This window comes from Peribacillus sp. NPDC055009 (genome assembly GCF_053608705.1).
This window is the reverse complement of record NZ_JBSGVZ010000008.1, coordinates 158,723-177,871: the sequence shown is the minus strand read 5'-3', so window position 1 is coordinate 177,871 and position 19,149 is coordinate 158,723. Positions and strand designations below refer to the sequence as shown.

Here is a 19,149-nt window from a genome sequence, read left to right as displayed (position 1 = left end):
TTTCGGTTCAGCTTGCTTTATTTTTCAACCGGTCCAATAAAAAACCACCTTTAAAATAACGTGGTTCATATGAAATGATGAAAGCCTTAGGTTCAAACTTTTCAACGGTTGCTATCAATTCTTGTTCCCGATTGCGTTTTGTCAAGATTTCCATCCGGTAACGGTTGCTATCCCTGCCCTCGCCCGTATAAAGAGTTACACCAAATCCGTTATTCCTCAATGTATCTACCAAAAGTTCATTTTTGGTTTGAGTATTAACGGTTACATTAATAAAACCGATGGCAAGTTTTTGCTCAATTTTCGTACCAAAAATTATTCCGATTCCAAAACCGACTGCATATACAACCATGGCGAGTATGCTTTGGTCACCGCCAAATACTAAGGATAATCCAAAAACGTATATTAACATTTCTGCGATACCCAGTATCGAGGCAAGTATGGTAATATTTTTTACTAAGAAAATGGTTCGCAACGTATAAATCGGAACATAAATAAGTTGTAATAGTAGAATCAGAAGTATTTCTTTCACTTGAGCACCTCACCAACATCTTCCAGTTTGATTAGACGTTTCACCTTGGGAATTGTTCATTCCATAAGTAACATCTTCCATAATCTAACCACATCATAATAGGGGAATTCAATGGGGAATATTATGTATTTTTTGTGTCATTTTCTGGACACAGAATTAACAATCCTATAAGATTTTTGAATATTCATTTTTTGATTAATTTGGTATCATTATCCTTATTAATTCATATGGAGGAATGATGATGTTTAATTATGATGGTAGGATTTTCAAAGCTCTAGTCAATTCTGAAAATGGAGAAGTATCGGGAAATACTTCCTTCCACTATTCACAAGAAGGCTCAATTCTTTCAGCAAGTTATCATGGTGGTGAGATTGTTAAAGGAACTTTAATAGGGCTTGTCAATATGGATGGTTCCTTGGAATTCAGGTATAATCATATCAATGAAAAAGGTGAAATTAGAGGAGGCAGCTGTCTTTCCACTCCTGAATTATTGCTAGATGGCAGGATACGCTTGCATGAAAAATGGAAATGGTCAGATCTAGATCAGACTGAAGGACACTCCATCATTGAAGAAGTGAAAAAATAACAATCTACATAGAAGGGTTTGAGGACAATTACTACTATCTGTTTAGTGCGGCATGGTCAAACAGATTGGAATGCACTAGGGAAACTGCAGGGGCAGACTGATATTCCTTTAAATGAACTAGGAAAGATACAGGCACGGCAATGTGGTGAATTCTTGTCAAAAGAGGCTTCTTGGGATGTGATTATTTCGAGCCCTCTAAAAAGGGCAAGGGAAACGGCAGATATCATTTCGCATTATATTGAAGTCCCGGTCATTGAAAAAAAGGAATTCATTGAAAAAAACTTTGGCGTTGCCGAAGGAATGACAGCAGCTGAAAGGGCGTCAGCATTCATTGATAAAGAATATCCTGGTCAGGAAAATCAGGAATCTTTACGAAACAGGCTGATGAATGGGCTTCAGGGAATTCATAAGAAGTATCCTGAGAAAAAAGTTATACTTGTTGCACATGGTGCAGTCATTCATTTTATTTTACGCTTGATGTCAAACGAGTCAATCGTATCAAATGAAATGCGCTTATTCAATGCATGTTTGAGTACGATAAGATTTGAAGTCGATTCTTGGATAATTGATGATTTCAATCAAGTGCATCATTTATCTTAGTCCTATATTATTCAGCAGCTAATGAAGGAAAGTGGGAAATCATGACTAATAAGACGGCATTGATTTTAGGCGCTACAGGTGTGGTAGGCACCCAGTTGGTTAAACAGCTAAGCAACAGCAAAATCTATAGTGAAATCCATTTGCTGACAAGAAGGGAAATGAAATTCACGGAGCCCAAGTGCACAGGACATGTTGTGGATTTCGATAATTTGTCCCAGTATGCCTATTTATTCAACGTCACCGATGTTTTCATTTGTTTGGGTACAACGATCAAAAAGGCTAAATCGAAGGAAGCTTTTCGTAAAGTCGATTATGACTATATAATCGAAGCAGCTAAAATGGCAAAGACATCGAATGTTGAAAAATTACTAGTCATTACGGCCATGGGAGCCAATTCCAAATCAAAGTTTTTTTACAGTCGTGTTAAGGGAGATGTTGAAGGAACACTACAACGCTTGGAAATGAATACTGTACATATATTCCGCCCTTCCTTACTTCTAGGAGAACGTGAGGAATTCAGGGCAGGTGAAAAGATTTCTGGGTTGCTAAGTACATTTGTGAAATTTTTCTTTGTAGGCCCTTTACGTCCATATCGTGCAATAGAAGCAAACAAAGTAACTGCTGCAATGTACGCTGCAGCCCAAACGACGGCAAAAGGATATCATTTTTATAATTCTCATGAAATAGAGAAACTTGCACAAAGGTTTAACTAGTGAAACGAGCCTGCAAAAGGCTCGTTTTTTAATCTAAAACGCTAAAAAGGAAAAACGAACGGAAGAACATTGCTACAGAAGGTAGTGGAGTGTAATAGAGGTGGTTAACCAGAAGAAACAGCAAGGTCAAAAAATTTGAGGAAATGGAGGACAAAGGATTACTATTAATTATTGAAACATGCCTGTAAAAGGCTCGTTTCAGACTGTAGTCAAACTCGAAGAAAAACCAGTTTGCCTACTGTTTTTATTTATAAACGTTCAAATTCCAGATGAAACTTGATTGTAACAGTGATATCCACTACAATTTGTAGTGGGAGGTGGTAAAGGATGAATATTAAAAATTTTAAATATGATGAAGTTGGACTGAATCGTTTCTTTGGTCCATTGGAAGCAAATATCATGGAATATTTATGGGATAAAGATGAACAGAGCATCAAAGCGGTTCAGCAATCATTGGAACTTGACAAACCTATCAATTTCAACACGGTAATGACCGTCATGAATCGTTTAGTCGAAAAAGGCATTCTTGAAAAGAGGTCTGAAGGAAGGCTCTCATTATTTCGCCCAGTTCAATCCAAAGCGGAGTTTTTAGAAGAGCAGTCAAAGAAACTGACTGAGAATTTGCTGGATGAATTTGGTGGAGCGGTCATAAGCCATATGCTGGATGCCATGAAAGATGCTGACCAAGGTTTAATTGAAAAATTGGAACAAAAAATTCAATCGTTAAAAAAGGATAAATTATAATGTGGAAGAGTAAGTCTTATTTTGTGATAAGCCTGAGTCTTTTAATTGCCTGTGTAGTATGGTGCCAAATGGGAGCGTTTTTGGTACATATCTTTTTTGGTGTGAATATTAAAGCCAACTTTTTTAAATTTTGCTTTAGTCTATTCAAGGAAGATTCAGTATACTATTTTGTAGTCGTCACCCTGCTCAGTATAATAATATCCTATAGCATATTGAGCACCCTTTTCAAAATTGCAGAGCAATATTTCTTATCCAGAAGGTTTAAACAAAAGCTTTTTCTTTCCAAAAATTTTGAAAAGACAAGGTTTATAAATGAAACATTCAACCGGGTCAACAATGATATCTTAGTTGTGAATGCTGATCAGCCTCTTGCGTTTACGCTTGGTTTTTGTCGGCCATTCATTGTGTTTAGTTCTGGTTTAATTAAATTATTGGACCAGGATGAGCTAGAAGCGGTAGTAGAGCATGAAGCCTTTCACCAAAAAAAATATCATCCGCTGGTAATATTTATTTTACAGTTGATATCAGATGCTTTATGGTTTGTCCCACTTACAAAATGGTGTCATAAAAATTACAAAATAATAAGTGAATTATCAGCCGATGAAAATGCGATAAATAAAATGGGGACTGAATTAGGCATAAGTACTGCTTTGTTGAAGTTAATTAAACATGGTTACACTGATAAATCCTCGCCCGTCCTTGTCCACTTCTCCAATGAATCAGTTAACTATAGACTTCAGCAATTAATCGATCCCCATAAAAAAATTCCTTTGAGGGCTGAAACTACTACGATTTTTGTTTCTATTTATGTTTTGCTTATACTTTTGGGAATGACTATAGTGATTGTCTGATGACTTTCACTTGATTTTTTTACCACATTGCACTACACTTTGTAGTGTAAAATAAAAAAAGGAGATGTGACATGAATAAACAAGAGATCGGTACCTTTTTATTAAGAGTTATGTTGGGAATTTCATTTTTGCTACATGGATTGTCAAAATTCCAAGGCGGGTTGGAGAACACATCAGGATGGTTTCAAAGTATAGGCATACCGGGATTTATGGCCTATGTAGTCGGTGTTATTGAATTGTTTGGAGGAATTGCTTTAATATTAGGTCTTGGAACAAGAATAATATCTGCCCTCCTTGTATTCATCATGGCTGGTGCAATTGTTTATGTGAAATTCCCTGCAGGTTTTATGGGGAATGGAGAAGCTTCAGGGTACGAACTGGATCTCGTTCTTATGATTATTGCACTTCATCTAGTTTTAAATGGAAGTCGATTCCTATCGATAGATTCTAAGTTACCTAATCTTAAAAGAGGACAAGATTCAGAAATGAAAGCAAGTTAATAAAAATAAACAATATCACAGTGTTAAGTTTATAGCTCACCAAATTGAAACGAATAGACTAAAGTCAAAAAGGACCTAATCGATTAGGTCCTTTTTTTTGATGGAGCGATGTTCTGTTGAAATGCACCAGAACCTTTGATTTTTTCTACTATTGTATGCAAATAATCAATAAAGAAAATCGAGTCAGGGTTTAATGGTTTGGAATTTCAAAATTGGGCTATTGTGTTTTTCCCTTTGTAAAAGGTTCTACATTCTCATTTCACTTTTCTATGTTCTAAAAAATAATGGACTTTAAAATGATGATGAATGCTGTTGCGAAGATTGTACTTGCTGAATAAATTAATAAATAGATATGATTGTGTATTACACTTTTTCTTCCTATAACACAGCATATTATTAAGGAGGATTTATAATGAAAAAAGTTGAATTCAATAATGAATATTTGGAAATAATAGGGAATTTACCTGATTCTCTTGAGGAGTATCAGTTTTACCTTGGACTGAAAGAACGGAAAATTTATTATAATTATGATGTGGATACAACCATTGTAAATAAAATTGTTTATTGGATTCAAGAATGGAATCGAGAAGATGAAGAGTTAAATATTCCAATAGATAAAAGAAAGACAATACAAATTTATGTAACATCTGATGGTGGAGATGTAGTGGCTGGTTTTTCTGCCATTGATGCAATTAAATCAAGTAAAACGAAAGTTGAAACCATTGGTGTAGGATCTTGTGTTTCTATGGGTGCGTTACTGTTGATTAGTGGACATTATAGAAAAGCATATCCCAATACAATAATTCTTATTCATGATGGAAGTATGTCTGTTCAATCAACTTCTAAGAAGGCTAAAAATACAATGAATTTCTATGACCGTTTAGATAATCGTATTAAGAAGTTTGTTGTGGAAAATACCAACATTTCAGAAGAATTGTATGCTGAAAAGGAAGATGAAGAATGGTACATGTTTGCAAATGACGAAGGTTTGAGTTTAGGAATTGTACATGAAATAATTTAATACTTATAGTTAAATGGGAAGTGAGATTGGTTATAATTCTTCTATTATTTTTAGAAGAAAAAGTTAATTTTTTTCGGTTATATAGTTAAATCTGTACTACAAACAATAAATATCTTATTTTTTCAAGATTAATTACCTCTTATATCAACATTCTATAGCTATTTTCCATCTTTTTTAGAACGTGAGAATTTAAATGAGATGGGTAACTTATATAATAGTGGGATACAAATTTAGTCTGAGAGCCATTAATCAACCAGGGGCAAATTAGCATGATTCTAAGCTACAAAAGATAAAAGACTAGACAAACTTTCAAAAATTCAGGAATGAAAAGAACTGATAGTCCGAATATAGACTGACTACTCAGTATTTAAGTAAACGTCAAGTAGCCCCAAATATACTACATAAGTGGTGTATTTCGGGGCTACTTTTTGTTCGCTACATTTTTTTATCGGTACTCTGCATATGGTAGGCAAAGTGCAGGAGAGAAAATCTACCATGTACCGGGCGGGGAATTTTAAGACGAATCGGCTGCGGAAGAAAAAGAATTGATTGGTCTATGCAATCCATCAGGTTCCTTTTTTAGTTAAGTAAGGCTAAAAGAGAAACACTGAAGGATTTTTCTATTAGTCCAGCAATGAGATTCAAGAACTTCCATATTAAACGTAATTGGGTGTTATGATCATTAGGCTTGATAAGGACCGTGGTTTCTCCTGCTTCTATAGCTTTTATGAATAACAAACAAAAAATAGATTATTTTAATGCAAAAGCATCTGTTGGTGTTTAATCGAAGAAAATTCCAAGGTGAATGGTTCAGTTTTTGTAACAATGTGGTCATGAACAAAACAAACACTTTAAGCTAGTGGGATAATCATTTAATATTTTATTTAAACCAGTCTGTCACCTGAAAAATTGTTAGTATTCAAGTGATTTTCGTTGACGAACACACGTTCTTAGTTATAAAATACAGTCATGGGTAATAATGGTTATTGTCCACAACTTCAAAAAGAGGCTTGGAAGTTACTCATGCTTTCTAACAAAAATTAGAACAAAAGGAGCTATTTATGACCATGCGACTGTCCCCCTATTTAATGATGAACGGAAATGCAAAAGAAGCGATTCAATTTTACGAAAAAGCACTTGATGCGAAAGTCCTTTTTAATCAAACTTTTGGAGAAATGCCTGAAAACCCGGAATTTCCTTTGCCAGAAGAAGCAAAAAATCTTGTGGCACACGCAATGTTAAGGGTTGGGGAAACGGATCTCATGTTTTCCGATACGTTTCCAGGTCAACCTAGTCACTCTGGAGATCAAGTCACGATCTGTATTTCAATAAACGATATTGAAAAATCAAAAAGAATCTTTGAAACATTGTCTCAAGGCGGAGAAGTGACAATGCCGCTGCAGGAAGCTTTTTTCAGCCCTGCATATGGAATTGTAACAGACAAATTCGGTGTAACCTTTCAAGTGTATACAGAGGGTAAACAATAATCTCTAGTTAACTAATAGCAGCTGCTTTGGTGACTTAGTTGCAAACCCAATTTCTCAATTATATATCACTGAGAGATTGGGCTTTTTAATATTGGCATATCCTTAACATTGTATCCACGTGTTGCTTGCGGTACTCCTTATGGAATTATAGGTATGATACCTATCGCTTTTCTATGCTGTCTAAGTTCATTCCGCCCCTTCAGAAAGATTCAAAAATAAAACACTTTTCCTCCGGGTCAATTCACGTGCTTTCTTCACTGCCATACGGGGTCTTGCTGTCATTTTCCCTTTATCTACAATTTTACGGGCCATTTTCTGGCCCCACTTTTAAGTTTGATACCTTATCGTTATCTCTCTGTGATATTCGTCATATATTCTTCATCTGTTTGTTCTTTGTTTAGAAAATGGCTATGCTATCATTTAAAACATTGGCATATTAATTAGCCGCATTGTTTGCAAAATATATTCCTTTTAATAGGCTAATATCAATCGAAGTAATATTACGTTGCGTAATAAGGGGGAAGGGGGAACAACGTGAACACAGATCAAGCTTTCGACCTGTTAAAGGACGCAGGAGTAACAGAAAGCAGCAGTATACAAACTGTTAGACGCTGGCTCCGTGAAGGTAAGATTAAATATGAGGGAGGAAACGGGATTAGAGAAACTGGATACATATTGGATGACACAGATCAAGCATTTGAAATGTTAAAAGATGCAGGAATAAAAGAAAGTAATAGCATACAAACTGTTAGGCGCTGGCTTCGTGAAGGTAAAATTAAAAATGCGGGAAACGGAAAGAGGAACACTGGATACATAAGCGATGAAACTGCTTCAAAGCTGGCCATAAATGATTTCATAGATCAAAATAAGGACGAAATCATACATCGATTAAAATTGAAAATACAAACTCAAGATAAGCATATAGAAGGAATCGAAGAACTTCATGAAACTGCAAAAAGAATATTGATTCAGCAAAGGGATATGTTCAAAAAGGAAGTTGCCATACTAAAGAATGAGAAAAGTGAATTACAAAATGAAACAAAGGATTTATTAAAAGAAAATATTGAATTACGTAATGAATTGATAAAATTAAAAGAAAACATAAGAAATAATTACAATATTGATTCCACTGCTCAATCAAATGATTTTAGTAAAAAATTAGGGCTTTCTAAAATGGCGAGCAATAAAGAAGTGTTAGCAGAATATAAAGGGTTATTAAAAATAACTCATCCTGACCATAATGGCAACGCGAAGGTATTTCATTACATTAAGACTGATTACGATAATTTTAGAAAGAGCAACAAAGGTAAATGAGAGCGTTTTTAAAAAAGTATAATTAAATCAAACTTAACGAGAATTCCAGGGAAAAAGTATGTTTTGAAACGAATCAATTGTTTAGGATCAAGAAAGCTATGAAGTTCAAGGGAACATTATTTTTTTGATTCAATTCGTTTGGTCATTTTAAGTAAACAGTTTCCAAATGAACAAATAGGTGCCTTAGATCATTTGGCACCTAAAATTGAGGTATTTATAGTCCAGCGTTTACATTATCAAGCTGCAGACTATTTTTTTTGTCGCCTCATCCATTGTGTTGCAACCCATTTTTCACCAGTGATAACTGGCGCTCCACTGTGTAAAGTTAGTTCGTTTAGGTTTTTATCGTTATAGAAATATTCGAAATACACAGCCATTCCTTTTCGCGGTGACACTGAAAAATTCAGTTTAGGAAAAAAAGTTTCCCCTCCATGCTCCACATCATTTAAATACATGATGATTGTGCTAATTCTATTATTTTTTGCTGCCAGACTTGTAGATGTGAAAAAATCAAAATGAGCTTTATATTCTTGACCAGGAGTATATTTAAGAATTTGAATACCATCTCCATGTTCAATGGGGATACTCATGATGGATGATATTCTTTTTTCAATTTTAGTTATGACGTCATATTCTTTTTCTTGAAAAAACATGCTACTGCTTGTTCTTATTTCATTTACCTCGTGTGTAACTCCAATTTTGGAACGGTGCATTTTGTCTTTTGACAATCTAATAAGTTCGTCACATTCATCGTCACTTAAAACATTTCCTAAAACTACAATTAAAGGTTCTTCTAATCTAGCAATTACGTTAATTTCTCGATCTTCTGTTATAATTTTATTTCCAATATGATTAAAGATGGTTTGTTCTTTAACTGTCAACTTTCATCGACTCCTAGAAGAATGAATTTTCCGAACAATTAGTTTCTCTTTCTTTGTAAACGTTTTCTCTGTTAATTATACCATAAACGTTGTTATATAACTGTTTCTTATTCTGCTAACCTCCATATTGAGTTAATTAAAACGAACATTTTGACGAAAAAAAGGGATAATTGATTTTTACAAAAGAAGTCGTTTTATTGTAATCCCGACAATATTCCAAAAATAAACTCGATAGAATATATGGCAAACCCATATTCAAAAGCAGTTAAGTAATACATAATTAAAATGGTAAAAAATAGATTTGTTAAAGGGAATTCAATACTTTTGTTGAACATGAATATTGAGGAACATTTTTACTGTTTGATGTTTAATTATTGTAATCGCTTACATCAAGGCGTTTAACATATTTTCATGGAAGGGATTATAAGTTATTTTGACATTGATGTATTTAATAAAACCATTAGCGAATGGAGGTTAACCTATGGTTAGCACGCTGGCAATCAATAAAGATGATTCCCGTTCCTTCCTAACGGAAGAACACTTATTATTTAAACAATCAATTCGTGAATTTCTCGCAAAGGAGGCTGTCCCCTTTTATGATCAGTGGGAAAAAGAGGGGGGGATACCTCGCTCCTTTTGGAAAAAGATTGGAGATAATGGATTTTTATGTCCCTGGCTTGATGTGGAATTCGGTGGAATGGGAGCGGACTTTGGATATTCAGTTGTGCTGGCAGAGGAATTGGAAATGGTTGGTTCAGCTTTAGGTGGAATATCCATTCATTCGGATGTTGTAGCCCCTTATATAGCTACATTCGGAACAATAGATCAACAACAAAGGTATTTACCAAAGTTCTTTACAGGAGAAATGATTTCCGCCTTTGCGTTCACAGAGCCGGGAATGGGTTCGGAAATAGCGGATATTCAAACCACTGCCATCAAGAAAGATGGATATTATAATGTTAATGGAGCTAAAACGTTTGTCATAAATGGCTTTACAGCTGATTTCATGATAGTAGCATGCAAAACTGATCTTAATGCTGTTCCTTCTCAGGACGGAATCAGTTTGCTGCTCATTGATAAAGATACGCCAGGATTTTCGCGAGGAAGAAAGCTTGGTAATGCAGGACAGGGAAGTTCAGGCATAGCCGAGCTATTTTTCGATGATGCTTTAGTACCTGTTGGCAACCTCCTTGGTGAGGAAGGGAAGGGTCTTTCATATATCATGCAAAAACTGCAACAGGAAAAACTAATGTGTGCGATTGGGTCTTTAATAGCAGCGAAGGACATGCTTCACTTAACGATGAATTTTATAAAGGGACAAAAAGCATTTGAAAAGAAAATAAGTAAATTTAAAAATGCACAGTTTACCATTGCTGAAATAGCGACCGATATTCAACTGGGAAGGACGTTTGTTGATGGGGTGATCTGTAAACATATGACTGGGGAGAATATCATAACTGAAGTATCGATGGCTAAATATTGGATAACAGAGATGTCTAAGCGAATATCTGAAAAGTGCATGCTTTTACATGATGGATACGGACATATGGAAGACGATAATATTACCCGGCGTCACCGGGACATTCCTTTTTCAAAATTCTTTACAGGGACAGATGAAACCGTAAAAATTCTGATTGCTAAAAATATCGGGTTTTAATTCATTATTAATACTTTAAATCAATCAACTGCCTCAATTAATATGAGGTAGTTTTTTTATGACATTTTTTCAATATAATTACATATGACTAGTTTTTTAAATCAAAAGGTTTATACAGCTTATCTAATGGGTACAAGAGACTGTGCATATGAAAAATTAATATATTTGTAAAATTTGTAATTGTATGCGAATGATGGAGGTGCTTGTTATGTTAAAAATCGAAAATGTATCGAAAATCTATAAGGGAGGAAAGAAAGCTGTAAAGAATATATCTTTGGATATTAAAAAAGGGGAGTTCATTTGCTTCATTGGTCCGAGTGGATGTGGTAAGACAACGACAATGAAAATGATTAACCGCCTTATCGAACCATCGGAAGGCAAAATACTTATTAATGGTGAAAATATCATGGATAAAGATCCAGTCGAGCTAAGAAGACAGATTGGGTACGTTATCCAGCAAATCGGACTTTTCCCTCACATGACGATTCTTGAAAATATCACCCTCGTTCCAAAACTTCTAAAATGGAATGAACAGAAGAAAAAGGAACGCGCACTGGAATTGCTTAAGCTTGTCGATATGGGGCCTGAATACCTGGAAAGGTATCCTTATGAATTGAGCGGCGGGCAGCAACAAAGGATAGGCGTTCTCAGAGCACTTGCTTCCAATCCTCCACTCATTTTAATGGATGAACCTTTTGGCGCTTTAGATCCAATCACCCGCGATGCCCTTCAGGAGGAATTTAAAAATTTGCAGCGCACACTTGATAAAACGATTGTTTTTGTTACCCATGATATGGATGAAGCCATTAAGCTAGCCGACCGGATCGTCATCTTAAAGGCTGGTGAAATCGTCCAAGTGGGAACACCGGATGAAATCCTCAGAAACCCAGCCAATGAGTTCGTGGAAGAATTTATCGGAAAAGATCGTTTGCTTCAAACAAGACCGAATGTTGAGTTGGTCGAACAAATCATGAGTCGAAATCCAATATCCATTACAGAAGAAAAATCCCTTACCGATGCAATTACAATAATGCGAGATAAAAGGGTCGATTCTTTACTTGTGGTTAATGAGCAAAATATTTTGAAAGGGTTCGTTGATGTTGAAACGATCAGTGAATATCGAAAAAAAGCTAAATTTATCAGTGAAGTCATCAATACTGAAGTCTACTCAGTCAAACAGGATACTTTAATTCGTGATTCCGTTCAGAAGATTTTAAAGCGAGGGTTCAAATATGTGCCGGTGGTTGACCAGAATAAACATTTGGTCGGAATTGTCACTAGGGCAACATTGGTCGACATCGTATATGACAGCATCTGGGGAGAGGAAGAAAATCAAATGGCAGAAATGGCAGAAATGTTTTAGGAGGTGAATCAGATGGAAGCTTTGCTCAATTTTTTACAAACGAACTGGCAAGAATTGATTTATAAGGCTTGGGAGCACTTATATATATCCATGATCGCTGTTTTCCTCGGAATAATAGTTGCCGTGCCACTAGGAATTATGTTGACCCGAATGAAAAGGAGCGCTTCGATAATAATCGGAATTGCAAACATAATGCAGACACTGCCGAGCCTTGCAGTCCTGGCCTTTTTCATTCCTTTCCTCGGTGTTGGGAAAACTCCCGCAATCATTGCGTTATTTTTCTACTCTGTTTTACCCATACTCAGGAATACATATACAGGCATTAAAGGCGTGAATGAAAATCTACTTGAATCCGGCCGCGGCATCGGGATGACAAGCTGGGAGAGGATTCGTCTGGTAGAATTTCCGCTGGCACTTTCAGTCATTATGGCTGGTATCCGTACGGCTTCCGTCTATTTGATCGGGTGGGCCACCTTGGCTTCCTTTATTGGAGGCGGAGGACTTGGAGATTACATTTTTATCGGTTTGAATTTATACCAAACAGAATATATCATCGCAGGTGCAGTTCCGGTAATCATCATGGCTATCCTTGTGGATTATGTATTCTCGATCATTGAACGAAAAGTCGTTCCAAAAGGATTGAAAGGTATGAAGGAAGTTGCTTGAGGAGGATTACCATGTATAAAAAAATGAGACGTACAATTTTAATGGCCCTTTTAGTTTGTTCATTAATGATCACCGGCTGTTCTTTGCCTGGTTTAGGGTCATCTTCTGAAACTACTGTAAAGATCGGTGCCCAAAGCATGACCGAATCCGAAATACTTGCGAACATGATTGCTCAACTCCTTGAAAGGAATACGGAACTTGATACGAAAATCATCAAAAATCTAGGTTCCAATTTCGTTCAGCAAAAAGCGATGGAGACCGGTGATATAGACATAGCAGCAACTCGATATACAGGGACGGATTTAACGAGTGTCCTGGGACAGGAAATCGAAAAGGATCCAGTAAAGGCGTTGGAAATTGTTCAAAGGGAATTCAAAGAACAATATGGGTTCAAATTTTTTGATTCCTATGGGTTCGATAACACGTATGCCTTTACGATTTCAAATGAATTGGCTGAGGAAAAAGGGTATCAGAAAATATCTGACCTAGAAAAGGATGCAGATAATTTAAGGTTAGGTGTAGATAGTGCTTGGCTGAAAAGAAAAGGGGATGGTTATAGAGGGTTCGTCGATACATATGGATTGGAATTTGGAGAAACTTATCCGATGCAGATTGGCCTGGTATACGATGCAGTCAAAAATGGACAGATGGATATTGTTCTTGCATACTCATCAGATGGACGGATTAAGGTTAATGATTTGAAGCTTTTAGAAGATGATAAAAAATATTTTCCACCATATGACTGTTCACCGGTCGTTACCGAAGAATTATTGGAGCGATATCCTGAAATTGAAGATGAACTTAATAAGTTAATTGGCGAAATCACTACTGAAACCATGCAGGAACTGAACTATGAAGTTGATGGGAACTTGAAGGAGCCATCGGTCGTAGCTTCAGAATTCCTTAAAGCACATAAATATTTTGAATAAATGGGAGGTGCAAACTTATGGAAACCTTGCAACAGCTGGGAACTTATTATACACAGAATTGGATGTATGTACTTACTGAATTTTATCGCCATTTTTTAATGTCAGCTTATGGGGTTTTATTTGCAGCAATTGTAGCCATCCCGATAGGCATTTTCATTGCAAAACATAAGAAATTGAGTAATTGGGTATTTTCGATAACGAATGTCATACAAACCACACCAGCATTGGCTATGCTCGCACTCTTGATGCTAGTAATGGGGTTAGGAACAAACACAGTAATCTTATCATTGTTTTTATATTCCTTACTGCCGATCCTGAGGAACACTTATGTCGGTATTACAAGTATAGATCATGCTTATTTGGAATCTGGAAAGGCAATGGGGATGACGAAGCTGCAGTTACTTAGAATGGTCGAACTGCCATTATCTCTGTCTGTCATCATGGCTGGCTTACGTACAGCGCTTGTCGTTGCAATTGGAGTAACTGCTGTCGGTACATTCGTAGGGGCAGGCGGACTGGGGGATATCATTGTCAGGGGAACGAATGCCTCAAATGGAACGGCAATCATACTTGCAGGAGCAATCCCGACGGCATTGATGGCCATTCTTTCAGATCTTGTACTCGGATGGCTGGAACGAATTCTTTCACCGATAAAAAAGAAAAAAATTCATACTGCATAGAACAAATCAGGATAATAAAAAAGCCGTTGCATGTTAATGCAATGGCTTTTTCTTGGCTTATCGATAAAAAGGCAGAAGCTTAGGCTCGCAGACTTAGTTTTTTATTTCAGAAAAAGGGTAACTATAAGGATAGTCCTAAAAAAATATAAGGGGAATCAATCATGAAACTTACACCAGAGCAGCGTATTGAACTTCATGGCTTTAATAATCTTACGAAATCTTTAAGCTTTAATATGTATGATATTTGTTACACAAAAACCAGGGAAGAGAGGGAGGCCTACCTGGATTATATCGATGAACAATATAATGCAGAGCGGCTTTCGAAGATCTTGCACAACGTTTCTGATTTAATAGGGGCACATGTTTTAAATACGGCCAAACAGGATTATGTCCCTCAAGGCGCCAGTGTAACCATTCTTGTTTCAGAAGGTCCTGTCGTCGAGGTACCTATGGGGACTTATGAGGAATCACCAGGGCCTTTACCTGATAATGTGGTCATGCAACTGGATAAAAGCCATATTACCGTACATACATACCCTGAATACCATCCAAATGAAGGCATTAGCACATTCAGAGCCGATATCGATGTCTCTACTTGTGGGGAAATATCACCACTTAAAGCCCTTAATTATCTCATTCATTCCTTCGATACCGACATTATCACGATCGATTACCGAGTGAGGGGCTTTACACGAGATAAAGATGGGCAAAAATTGTTCATTGACCATGATATTAATTCCATTCAAAACTATATTCCTGATGAAGTAAAGGGTTTATATGACATGATTGATGTGAATGTATACCAGGAAAATATATTCCATACAAAATGTAAGCTGAAAAGGTTCGATATTAATAATTACTTATTCGGTTATACAGAGGAAAAGCTGAATAAAGAGGAAAGGCAAGAAATTATAGAAAGACTTCAAACGGAGATGGATGAAATTTTTTATGGTGCCAATGTTCCGCATCCAATAGTAAAAAACAAGCATGCCGATTAAGGGATGCTTGTTTTTTTGAAAAGTTAATTTAAATGGAATGCCTGCACCAATACATACCCGAGGCATGTCAATAAGATAGAGCCGATCAGTCCAGCTAAAAAAGGTTTACCGCCATATTTTCTAAAAGTTACAAGGTCAATATTCAATCCTAGTCCTGCCATGGCCATAGCCATGAGGATATAGGAAAGCATAACAAGTTTATCAGCTAAAGGTTCGGGAACTGCACCAGTAGAGTAAATGGCACTCATTAATAAAAATCCAAAAATGAACCACGGTATCTGAATGGACTTCCAGGAAAATTTCTTTCCGGTAACTGTTGATCGGTCTTTCCAATTCATGATGAACCCAATCAAAATGGCGACGGGAATGAGCAGGGCCACCCTTGTCAATTTGACCACCACTGCCAAGTCGACTGCCTCATTTCCCCCTGGTGCTGCAGCAGCGATGACATGAGCAATTTCATGAAGTGTCGCACCTGAAAAAATACCATATCCTTGATCGGATAACTCCAATAATGGATATAGGATCGTATATCCGAAAGTGAAGGTTGTGCCTAAAACAGCAACCGTCGCTACAGCTATTGCTGTATCTCTTTCCTTTGCTTTTATTTGGGAGGAAATTGCCAGGATGGCAGCAGCTCCGCAAATACCCGTTCCGCAAGCTGTCAATATGCCTAGCTTTTTCTCGACTTTAAATATGCGGGTCATTCCATAAACTACTAATATAGCAAATACCAGACTAATGGCACCAACTGCAAATGTTTTCGGACCGGCATTAAAAATATCCTTTAGGTTCAAGCGCATGCCCAATAAGATAATGCCCACTCTCAAAAGGACTTTACTTGAATAATTTGTCCCTGCAATGGCGTAGGCTGGGACGCCAATCAGTGATTTCCAAACAACACCAATCAGTATCGCAATGACTAACTGTCCCATTATATGAAGGAATGGAAGCTCTGCTAAGTATTTTGCTGCAAGGGCAATTAGCAAAGTCAATGCTATCCCTTTTGTAAAACCGAGTTTTTTAGTTTCAACGTTTGTTTGTTCCAGTGTGATCACTCCATCTATGTTGATGGCTTAACTTTAAAGCTAAATTAAAAATAAGTGAAATATATTTTTGCTATTTCAATGATTACTTCTACTTATGATAAAATGAAAGGCATAGGTAAATAGGGAGGTAACCATGGATCCATTAAAAGTATTCGTAACCGTAATCGAACAGAAAAACTTTTCAAGGGCAGGGGACATTCTGAACCTGTCGCAGCCAGGAGTCAGTCTTCACATAAGGAATCTGGAAAATGAGTTAGGAACAAAATTAATTTATCGTTCTCCCAAACAAGTTCAAATAACAGAGCCGGGAAAAATTTTGTATAGACATGCAAAGCAAATGCTTAATCATTATGAGACAGCAAAAAGAGAAATAAATGAATTTAATAACGTGGTTAGCGGAACGATGAAAATAGGAGCAAGCTTCACGATAGGGGAATATTACCTTCCAAAAGTATTAGCAGAATTTGCGGCTCAATATCCGATGGTGGACATACAAATCATCATCTCGAATTCAAATGATGTCATTCAAGGAATACGTTCGAATAAGCTTGATATAGGCTTGATTGAAGGTGAAACGGATTATAAAGATATAGATGTCAGGCCATTCATGAATGACGAGATGATCGTTGTCGTTCCCCCGGATCATCCACTTTCACAAATGGATCTCATCGAGGGCAATATGCTCCAAAACCAAACATGGGTACTTAGGGAGCAAGGATCGGGGACCCGTACATATTCCGATAAACTTCTAAGCAGTCTGGAGTTAAACATAAAGAAAACCTTTATTTTCACCAGTATTCAAGGAGTGAAAGAAGCGGTGATGGCTGGGCTTGGCATTGCCCTTCTATCCCGATTGACTGTACAAAAAGAATTGAAGTCCAATGAATTGAAAACCTTTCATTTGAAAAATGAACCCATTATAAGACCTTTTTCGATCGTGAAAAAGTTGGACTTCGAAGCATCAAAAGCCATGGAGTTGTTTTTAAGGAAGGTCGAAGAATTTGCGATAAAGGGCATTCCTAAATAAAACCCTAAACATTTGCTCAACCTTTCATTTTCAATGAAGAGGTTGGGCATTTTTAACGGCGAAATATTATTAATTTTAATGAAAACGTCGAAAGTAAATTGGAATATGTCAATGATTAAACGAATTTTACGTATTTTAACATAATAGCAAACATATAAATTTAATAGGCAGTCACCAGGAAGTTTTTAAGTCCCTGTAGACTTTTCCTGATATTAATAATCTTAAAAGGAGCAACCACATTGGCTATAGAGGAGCAGAAAGATAAACGGGTTTCTGTTTTCGACAGGATTATTGGATTCATGCCAAAATTTTATGTGATTGGAACAATTTTAATTTTTGTTTATACACTAGTTGCGATGGCTCATTTAGGTATCCAAACTTTGAAAAAGCCAGAGGAAACCGTTGTACCTGCGCCACCTGTTTCTCAGGGCTTTGAACATACATTGATATCGTTAATCATCGAACCGATCGTAACGTCTGAATTTTATCAAATCATCTTTAACACGTTATTTCTTTACCTAGTTTGGATATTGCTTTTCCTATTGGCACCGATTGCTTTTTACCGTTTAAAACACTTTAAATTTTTTAATATCGAAATTGAAATTGAAAAACAAGATGCAGCCGTTTATGAAGTATTCAGCATGAGCAGTTCAAAGATGAAATTCGCTGCGTATTTAACATCCGAGGAATTTCAATTGGAGATATCAGAGGAAATTGCCAACAGCAAGGACTTTAAAACACCATTAATCTATACATTGGACTGTGCCGTGGATTTTTATTCCAATCAATTAGGACTTTCCTTTACCTATGATATCTATACCCTGAACCAGTTCAAAAAAGCAAAGCTGCCTAAATCCATCAAAGCGATGCTTGATAAGTCCATTCAAACCGGCGATCCGTGCATTACGAATAAAAGCAACAGCGATAGTGAATATTACAAGAATTTCCTTCTCTTTTATTTCGAAAACATGGAAGGGAAATTCGTCACTGTCTTAAATAGTTATCAAACTGAATTCGATACATTCGATAAATCCCTGCTTAAAATCCTGCAAAATGTCATTTACGATTACTATTTACAATATAACTATATTTACGAAGCGAGCGAGAAGTTGGAAAAGAATGAAACCATTTCCCATAATAATTAAAAAAACCACCCTACAAGTGGTTATTTTTTTTGGAAAGGTGATTGTTAATTATATTCTGGACAATTTCATTGTTCCCAATGAGCTCAGACGATTTATTTACATGCTGTTCCCGAAAATCCATGTTCTTTATTTTCTTAGACTTTTTCCCTTTTTTAAAATTATTGAAGGCATTTAAAAAAGCTATCTGAATCACTCCCCTTATAGATTAGTATATTCATATGATGGATAAAATTTCATGAAAAACGTCAATTTAGAGAAAAATATTTTGCGGATTTAAAGTGTGGAAATTACCTAAACAAAGCAATTATAGAAATTTAGAAGAATTGTTTTTAATGTATAACTAAGAGTATTTTTTTGCTCCAATTATTGGTTATCCTGGCTTTTTTACAAGAATTAAAGAAATTTCCCC

At 36.2% G+C, this 19,149-nt stretch carries 20 protein-coding genes and 1 pseudogene; 17 read left to right on the top strand and 4 right to left on the bottom strand.

The window, feature by feature from the left end; genetic code table 11:
- Positions 1 to 7: 7 nt before the first annotated feature.
- The gene (locus ACWF5P_RS14475; RefSeq protein WP_101225365.1) at positions 8 to 529 is read right to left on the bottom strand and encodes a DUF2179 domain-containing protein; all 522 of its coding nucleotides are present in this window, start codon (positions 527 to 529) and stop codon (positions 8 to 10) included.
- Positions 530 to 770: 241 nt separating this feature from the next.
- Here ACWF5P_RS14475 and ACWF5P_RS14470 point away from each other — a divergent pair, with 241 nt between their 5' ends.
- The 8 genes from ACWF5P_RS14470 (at position 771) to ACWF5P_RS14435 (ending at position 7,031) form a co-directional block, all read left to right on the top strand.
- On the top strand, positions 771 to 1,115 hold the full coding sequence (locus ACWF5P_RS14470; protein WP_434166999.1) for a n-acetylglutamate synthase: 345 nt from the start codon (positions 771 to 773) through the stop codon (positions 1,113 to 1,115).
- A 27-nt stretch (positions 1,116 to 1,142) separates the two neighbouring features.
- Entirely contained in the window at positions 1,143 to 1,715 is a 573-nt protein-coding gene (locus ACWF5P_RS14465; protein ID WP_434169670.1) for a histidine phosphatase family protein, read from the top strand.
- Between the two features lie 41 nt (positions 1,716 to 1,756).
- Positions 1,757 to 2,428, top strand: coding sequence for an NAD(P)H-binding protein (locus tag ACWF5P_RS14460; RefSeq protein WP_452444998.1), 672 nt, complete (start codon positions 1,757 to 1,759; stop codon positions 2,426 to 2,428).
- Between the two features lie 327 nt (positions 2,429 to 2,755).
- Positions 2,756 to 3,172, top strand: a complete 417-nt coding sequence (locus ACWF5P_RS14455) for a BlaI/MecI/CopY family transcriptional regulator (RefSeq protein WP_101225362.1) — start codon at positions 2,756 to 2,758, stop codon at positions 3,170 to 3,172.
- Entirely contained in the window at positions 3,172 to 4,023 is an 852-nt protein-coding gene (locus ACWF5P_RS14450; RefSeq protein WP_230175913.1) for a M56 family metallopeptidase, read from the top strand. Before ACWF5P_RS14455 ends, ACWF5P_RS14450 begins: the two co-directional genes overlap by 1 nt.
- 71 nt (positions 4,024 to 4,094) lie before the next feature.
- A complete protein-coding gene (locus ACWF5P_RS14445) occupies positions 4,095 to 4,523 on the top strand; it encodes a DoxX family protein (protein WP_101225360.1) in 429 nt (142 codons plus the stop codon).
- A 412-nt stretch (positions 4,524 to 4,935) separates the two neighbouring features.
- Positions 4,936 to 5,544 (top strand): ClpP family protease, encoded by a 609-nt coding sequence (locus tag ACWF5P_RS14440; protein ID WP_101225359.1) that lies wholly within the window; start codon positions 4,936 to 4,938, stop codon positions 5,542 to 5,544.
- A gap of 1,061 nt (positions 5,545 to 6,605) precedes the next feature.
- Positions 6,606 to 7,031 (top strand): VOC family protein, encoded by a 426-nt coding sequence (locus ACWF5P_RS14435; protein WP_260357723.1) that lies wholly within the window; start codon positions 6,606 to 6,608, stop codon positions 7,029 to 7,031.
- A 216-nt stretch (positions 7,032 to 7,247) separates the two neighbouring features.
- Here the strand turns inward: ACWF5P_RS14435 and ACWF5P_RS14430 are convergent.
- Positions 7,248 to 7,340 (bottom strand): annotated as a pseudogene (locus ACWF5P_RS14430) (hypothetical protein); the annotation flags it as partial.
- Between the two features lie 225 nt (positions 7,341 to 7,565).
- On the opposite strand from ACWF5P_RS14430, the gene ACWF5P_RS14425 reads away from it, so the two are divergent.
- Positions 7,566 to 8,345, top strand: a complete 780-nt coding sequence (locus tag ACWF5P_RS14425) for a hypothetical protein (protein WP_452444997.1) — start codon at positions 7,566 to 7,568, stop codon at positions 8,343 to 8,345.
- 248 nt (positions 8,346 to 8,593) lie between these two features.
- On the opposite strand, the gene ACWF5P_RS14420 is transcribed toward ACWF5P_RS14425, so the two are convergent.
- On the bottom strand, positions 8,594 to 9,226 hold the full coding sequence (locus ACWF5P_RS14420) for a 2OG-Fe(II) oxygenase (RefSeq protein WP_101225356.1): 633 nt from the start codon (positions 9,224 to 9,226) through the stop codon (positions 8,594 to 8,596).
- A 481-nt stretch (positions 9,227 to 9,707) separates the two neighbouring features.
- Between ACWF5P_RS14420 and ACWF5P_RS14415 the strand changes: the two genes are divergently transcribed.
- From ACWF5P_RS14415 to speD, 6 genes are all read left to right on the top strand, one after another.
- Positions 9,708 to 10,883, top strand: coding sequence for an acyl-CoA dehydrogenase family protein (locus ACWF5P_RS14415; protein ID WP_452444996.1), 1,176 nt, complete (start codon positions 9,708 to 9,710; stop codon positions 10,881 to 10,883).
- A 208-nt stretch (positions 10,884 to 11,091) separates the two neighbouring features.
- Positions 11,092 to 12,246, top strand: coding sequence for a betaine/proline/choline family ABC transporter ATP-binding protein (locus ACWF5P_RS14410; RefSeq protein WP_427574284.1), 1,155 nt, complete (start codon positions 11,092 to 11,094; stop codon positions 12,244 to 12,246).
- Positions 12,247 to 12,258: 12 nt separating this feature from the next.
- Positions 12,259 to 12,912, top strand: coding sequence for an ABC transporter permease (locus tag ACWF5P_RS14405; protein ID WP_133346510.1), 654 nt, complete (start codon positions 12,259 to 12,261; stop codon positions 12,910 to 12,912).
- Between the two features lie 11 nt (positions 12,913 to 12,923).
- Positions 12,924 to 13,841, top strand: a complete 918-nt coding sequence (locus ACWF5P_RS14400; RefSeq protein ID WP_286141459.1) for an osmoprotectant ABC transporter substrate-binding protein — start codon at positions 12,924 to 12,926, stop codon at positions 13,839 to 13,841.
- A 17-nt stretch (positions 13,842 to 13,858) separates the two neighbouring features.
- Positions 13,859 to 14,521, top strand: a complete 663-nt coding sequence (locus ACWF5P_RS14395; RefSeq protein ID WP_434166994.1) for an ABC transporter permease subunit — start codon at positions 13,859 to 13,861, stop codon at positions 14,519 to 14,521.
- Positions 14,522 to 14,682: 161 nt separating this feature from the next.
- Positions 14,683 to 15,519 carry an adenosylmethionine decarboxylase gene (gene speD, locus ACWF5P_RS14390; RefSeq protein WP_260357721.1) on the top strand — a complete coding sequence of 279 codons (837 nt, stop codon included), beginning with the start codon at positions 14,683 to 14,685 and terminating at the stop codon, positions 15,517 to 15,519.
- Positions 15,520 to 15,542: 23 nt separating this feature from the next.
- On the opposite strand, the gene ACWF5P_RS14385 is transcribed toward speD, so the two are convergent.
- Entirely contained in the window at positions 15,543 to 16,568 is a 1,026-nt protein-coding gene (locus ACWF5P_RS14385; protein ID WP_434169669.1) for a putative sulfate exporter family transporter, read from the bottom strand.
- Positions 16,569 to 16,701: 133 nt separating this feature from the next.
- Here ACWF5P_RS14385 and ACWF5P_RS14380 point away from each other — a divergent pair, with 133 nt between their 5' ends.
- Positions 16,702 to 17,595, top strand: coding sequence for a selenium metabolism-associated LysR family transcriptional regulator (locus ACWF5P_RS14380; protein ID WP_434166993.1), 894 nt, complete (start codon positions 16,702 to 16,704; stop codon positions 17,593 to 17,595).
- A 239-nt stretch (positions 17,596 to 17,834) separates the two neighbouring features.
- The gene (locus ACWF5P_RS14375) at positions 17,835 to 18,740 is read left to right on the top strand and encodes a hypothetical protein (RefSeq protein ID WP_402937112.1); all 906 of its coding nucleotides are present in this window, start codon (positions 17,835 to 17,837) and stop codon (positions 18,738 to 18,740) included.
- Positions 18,741 to 19,149 lie beyond the last annotated feature (409 nt).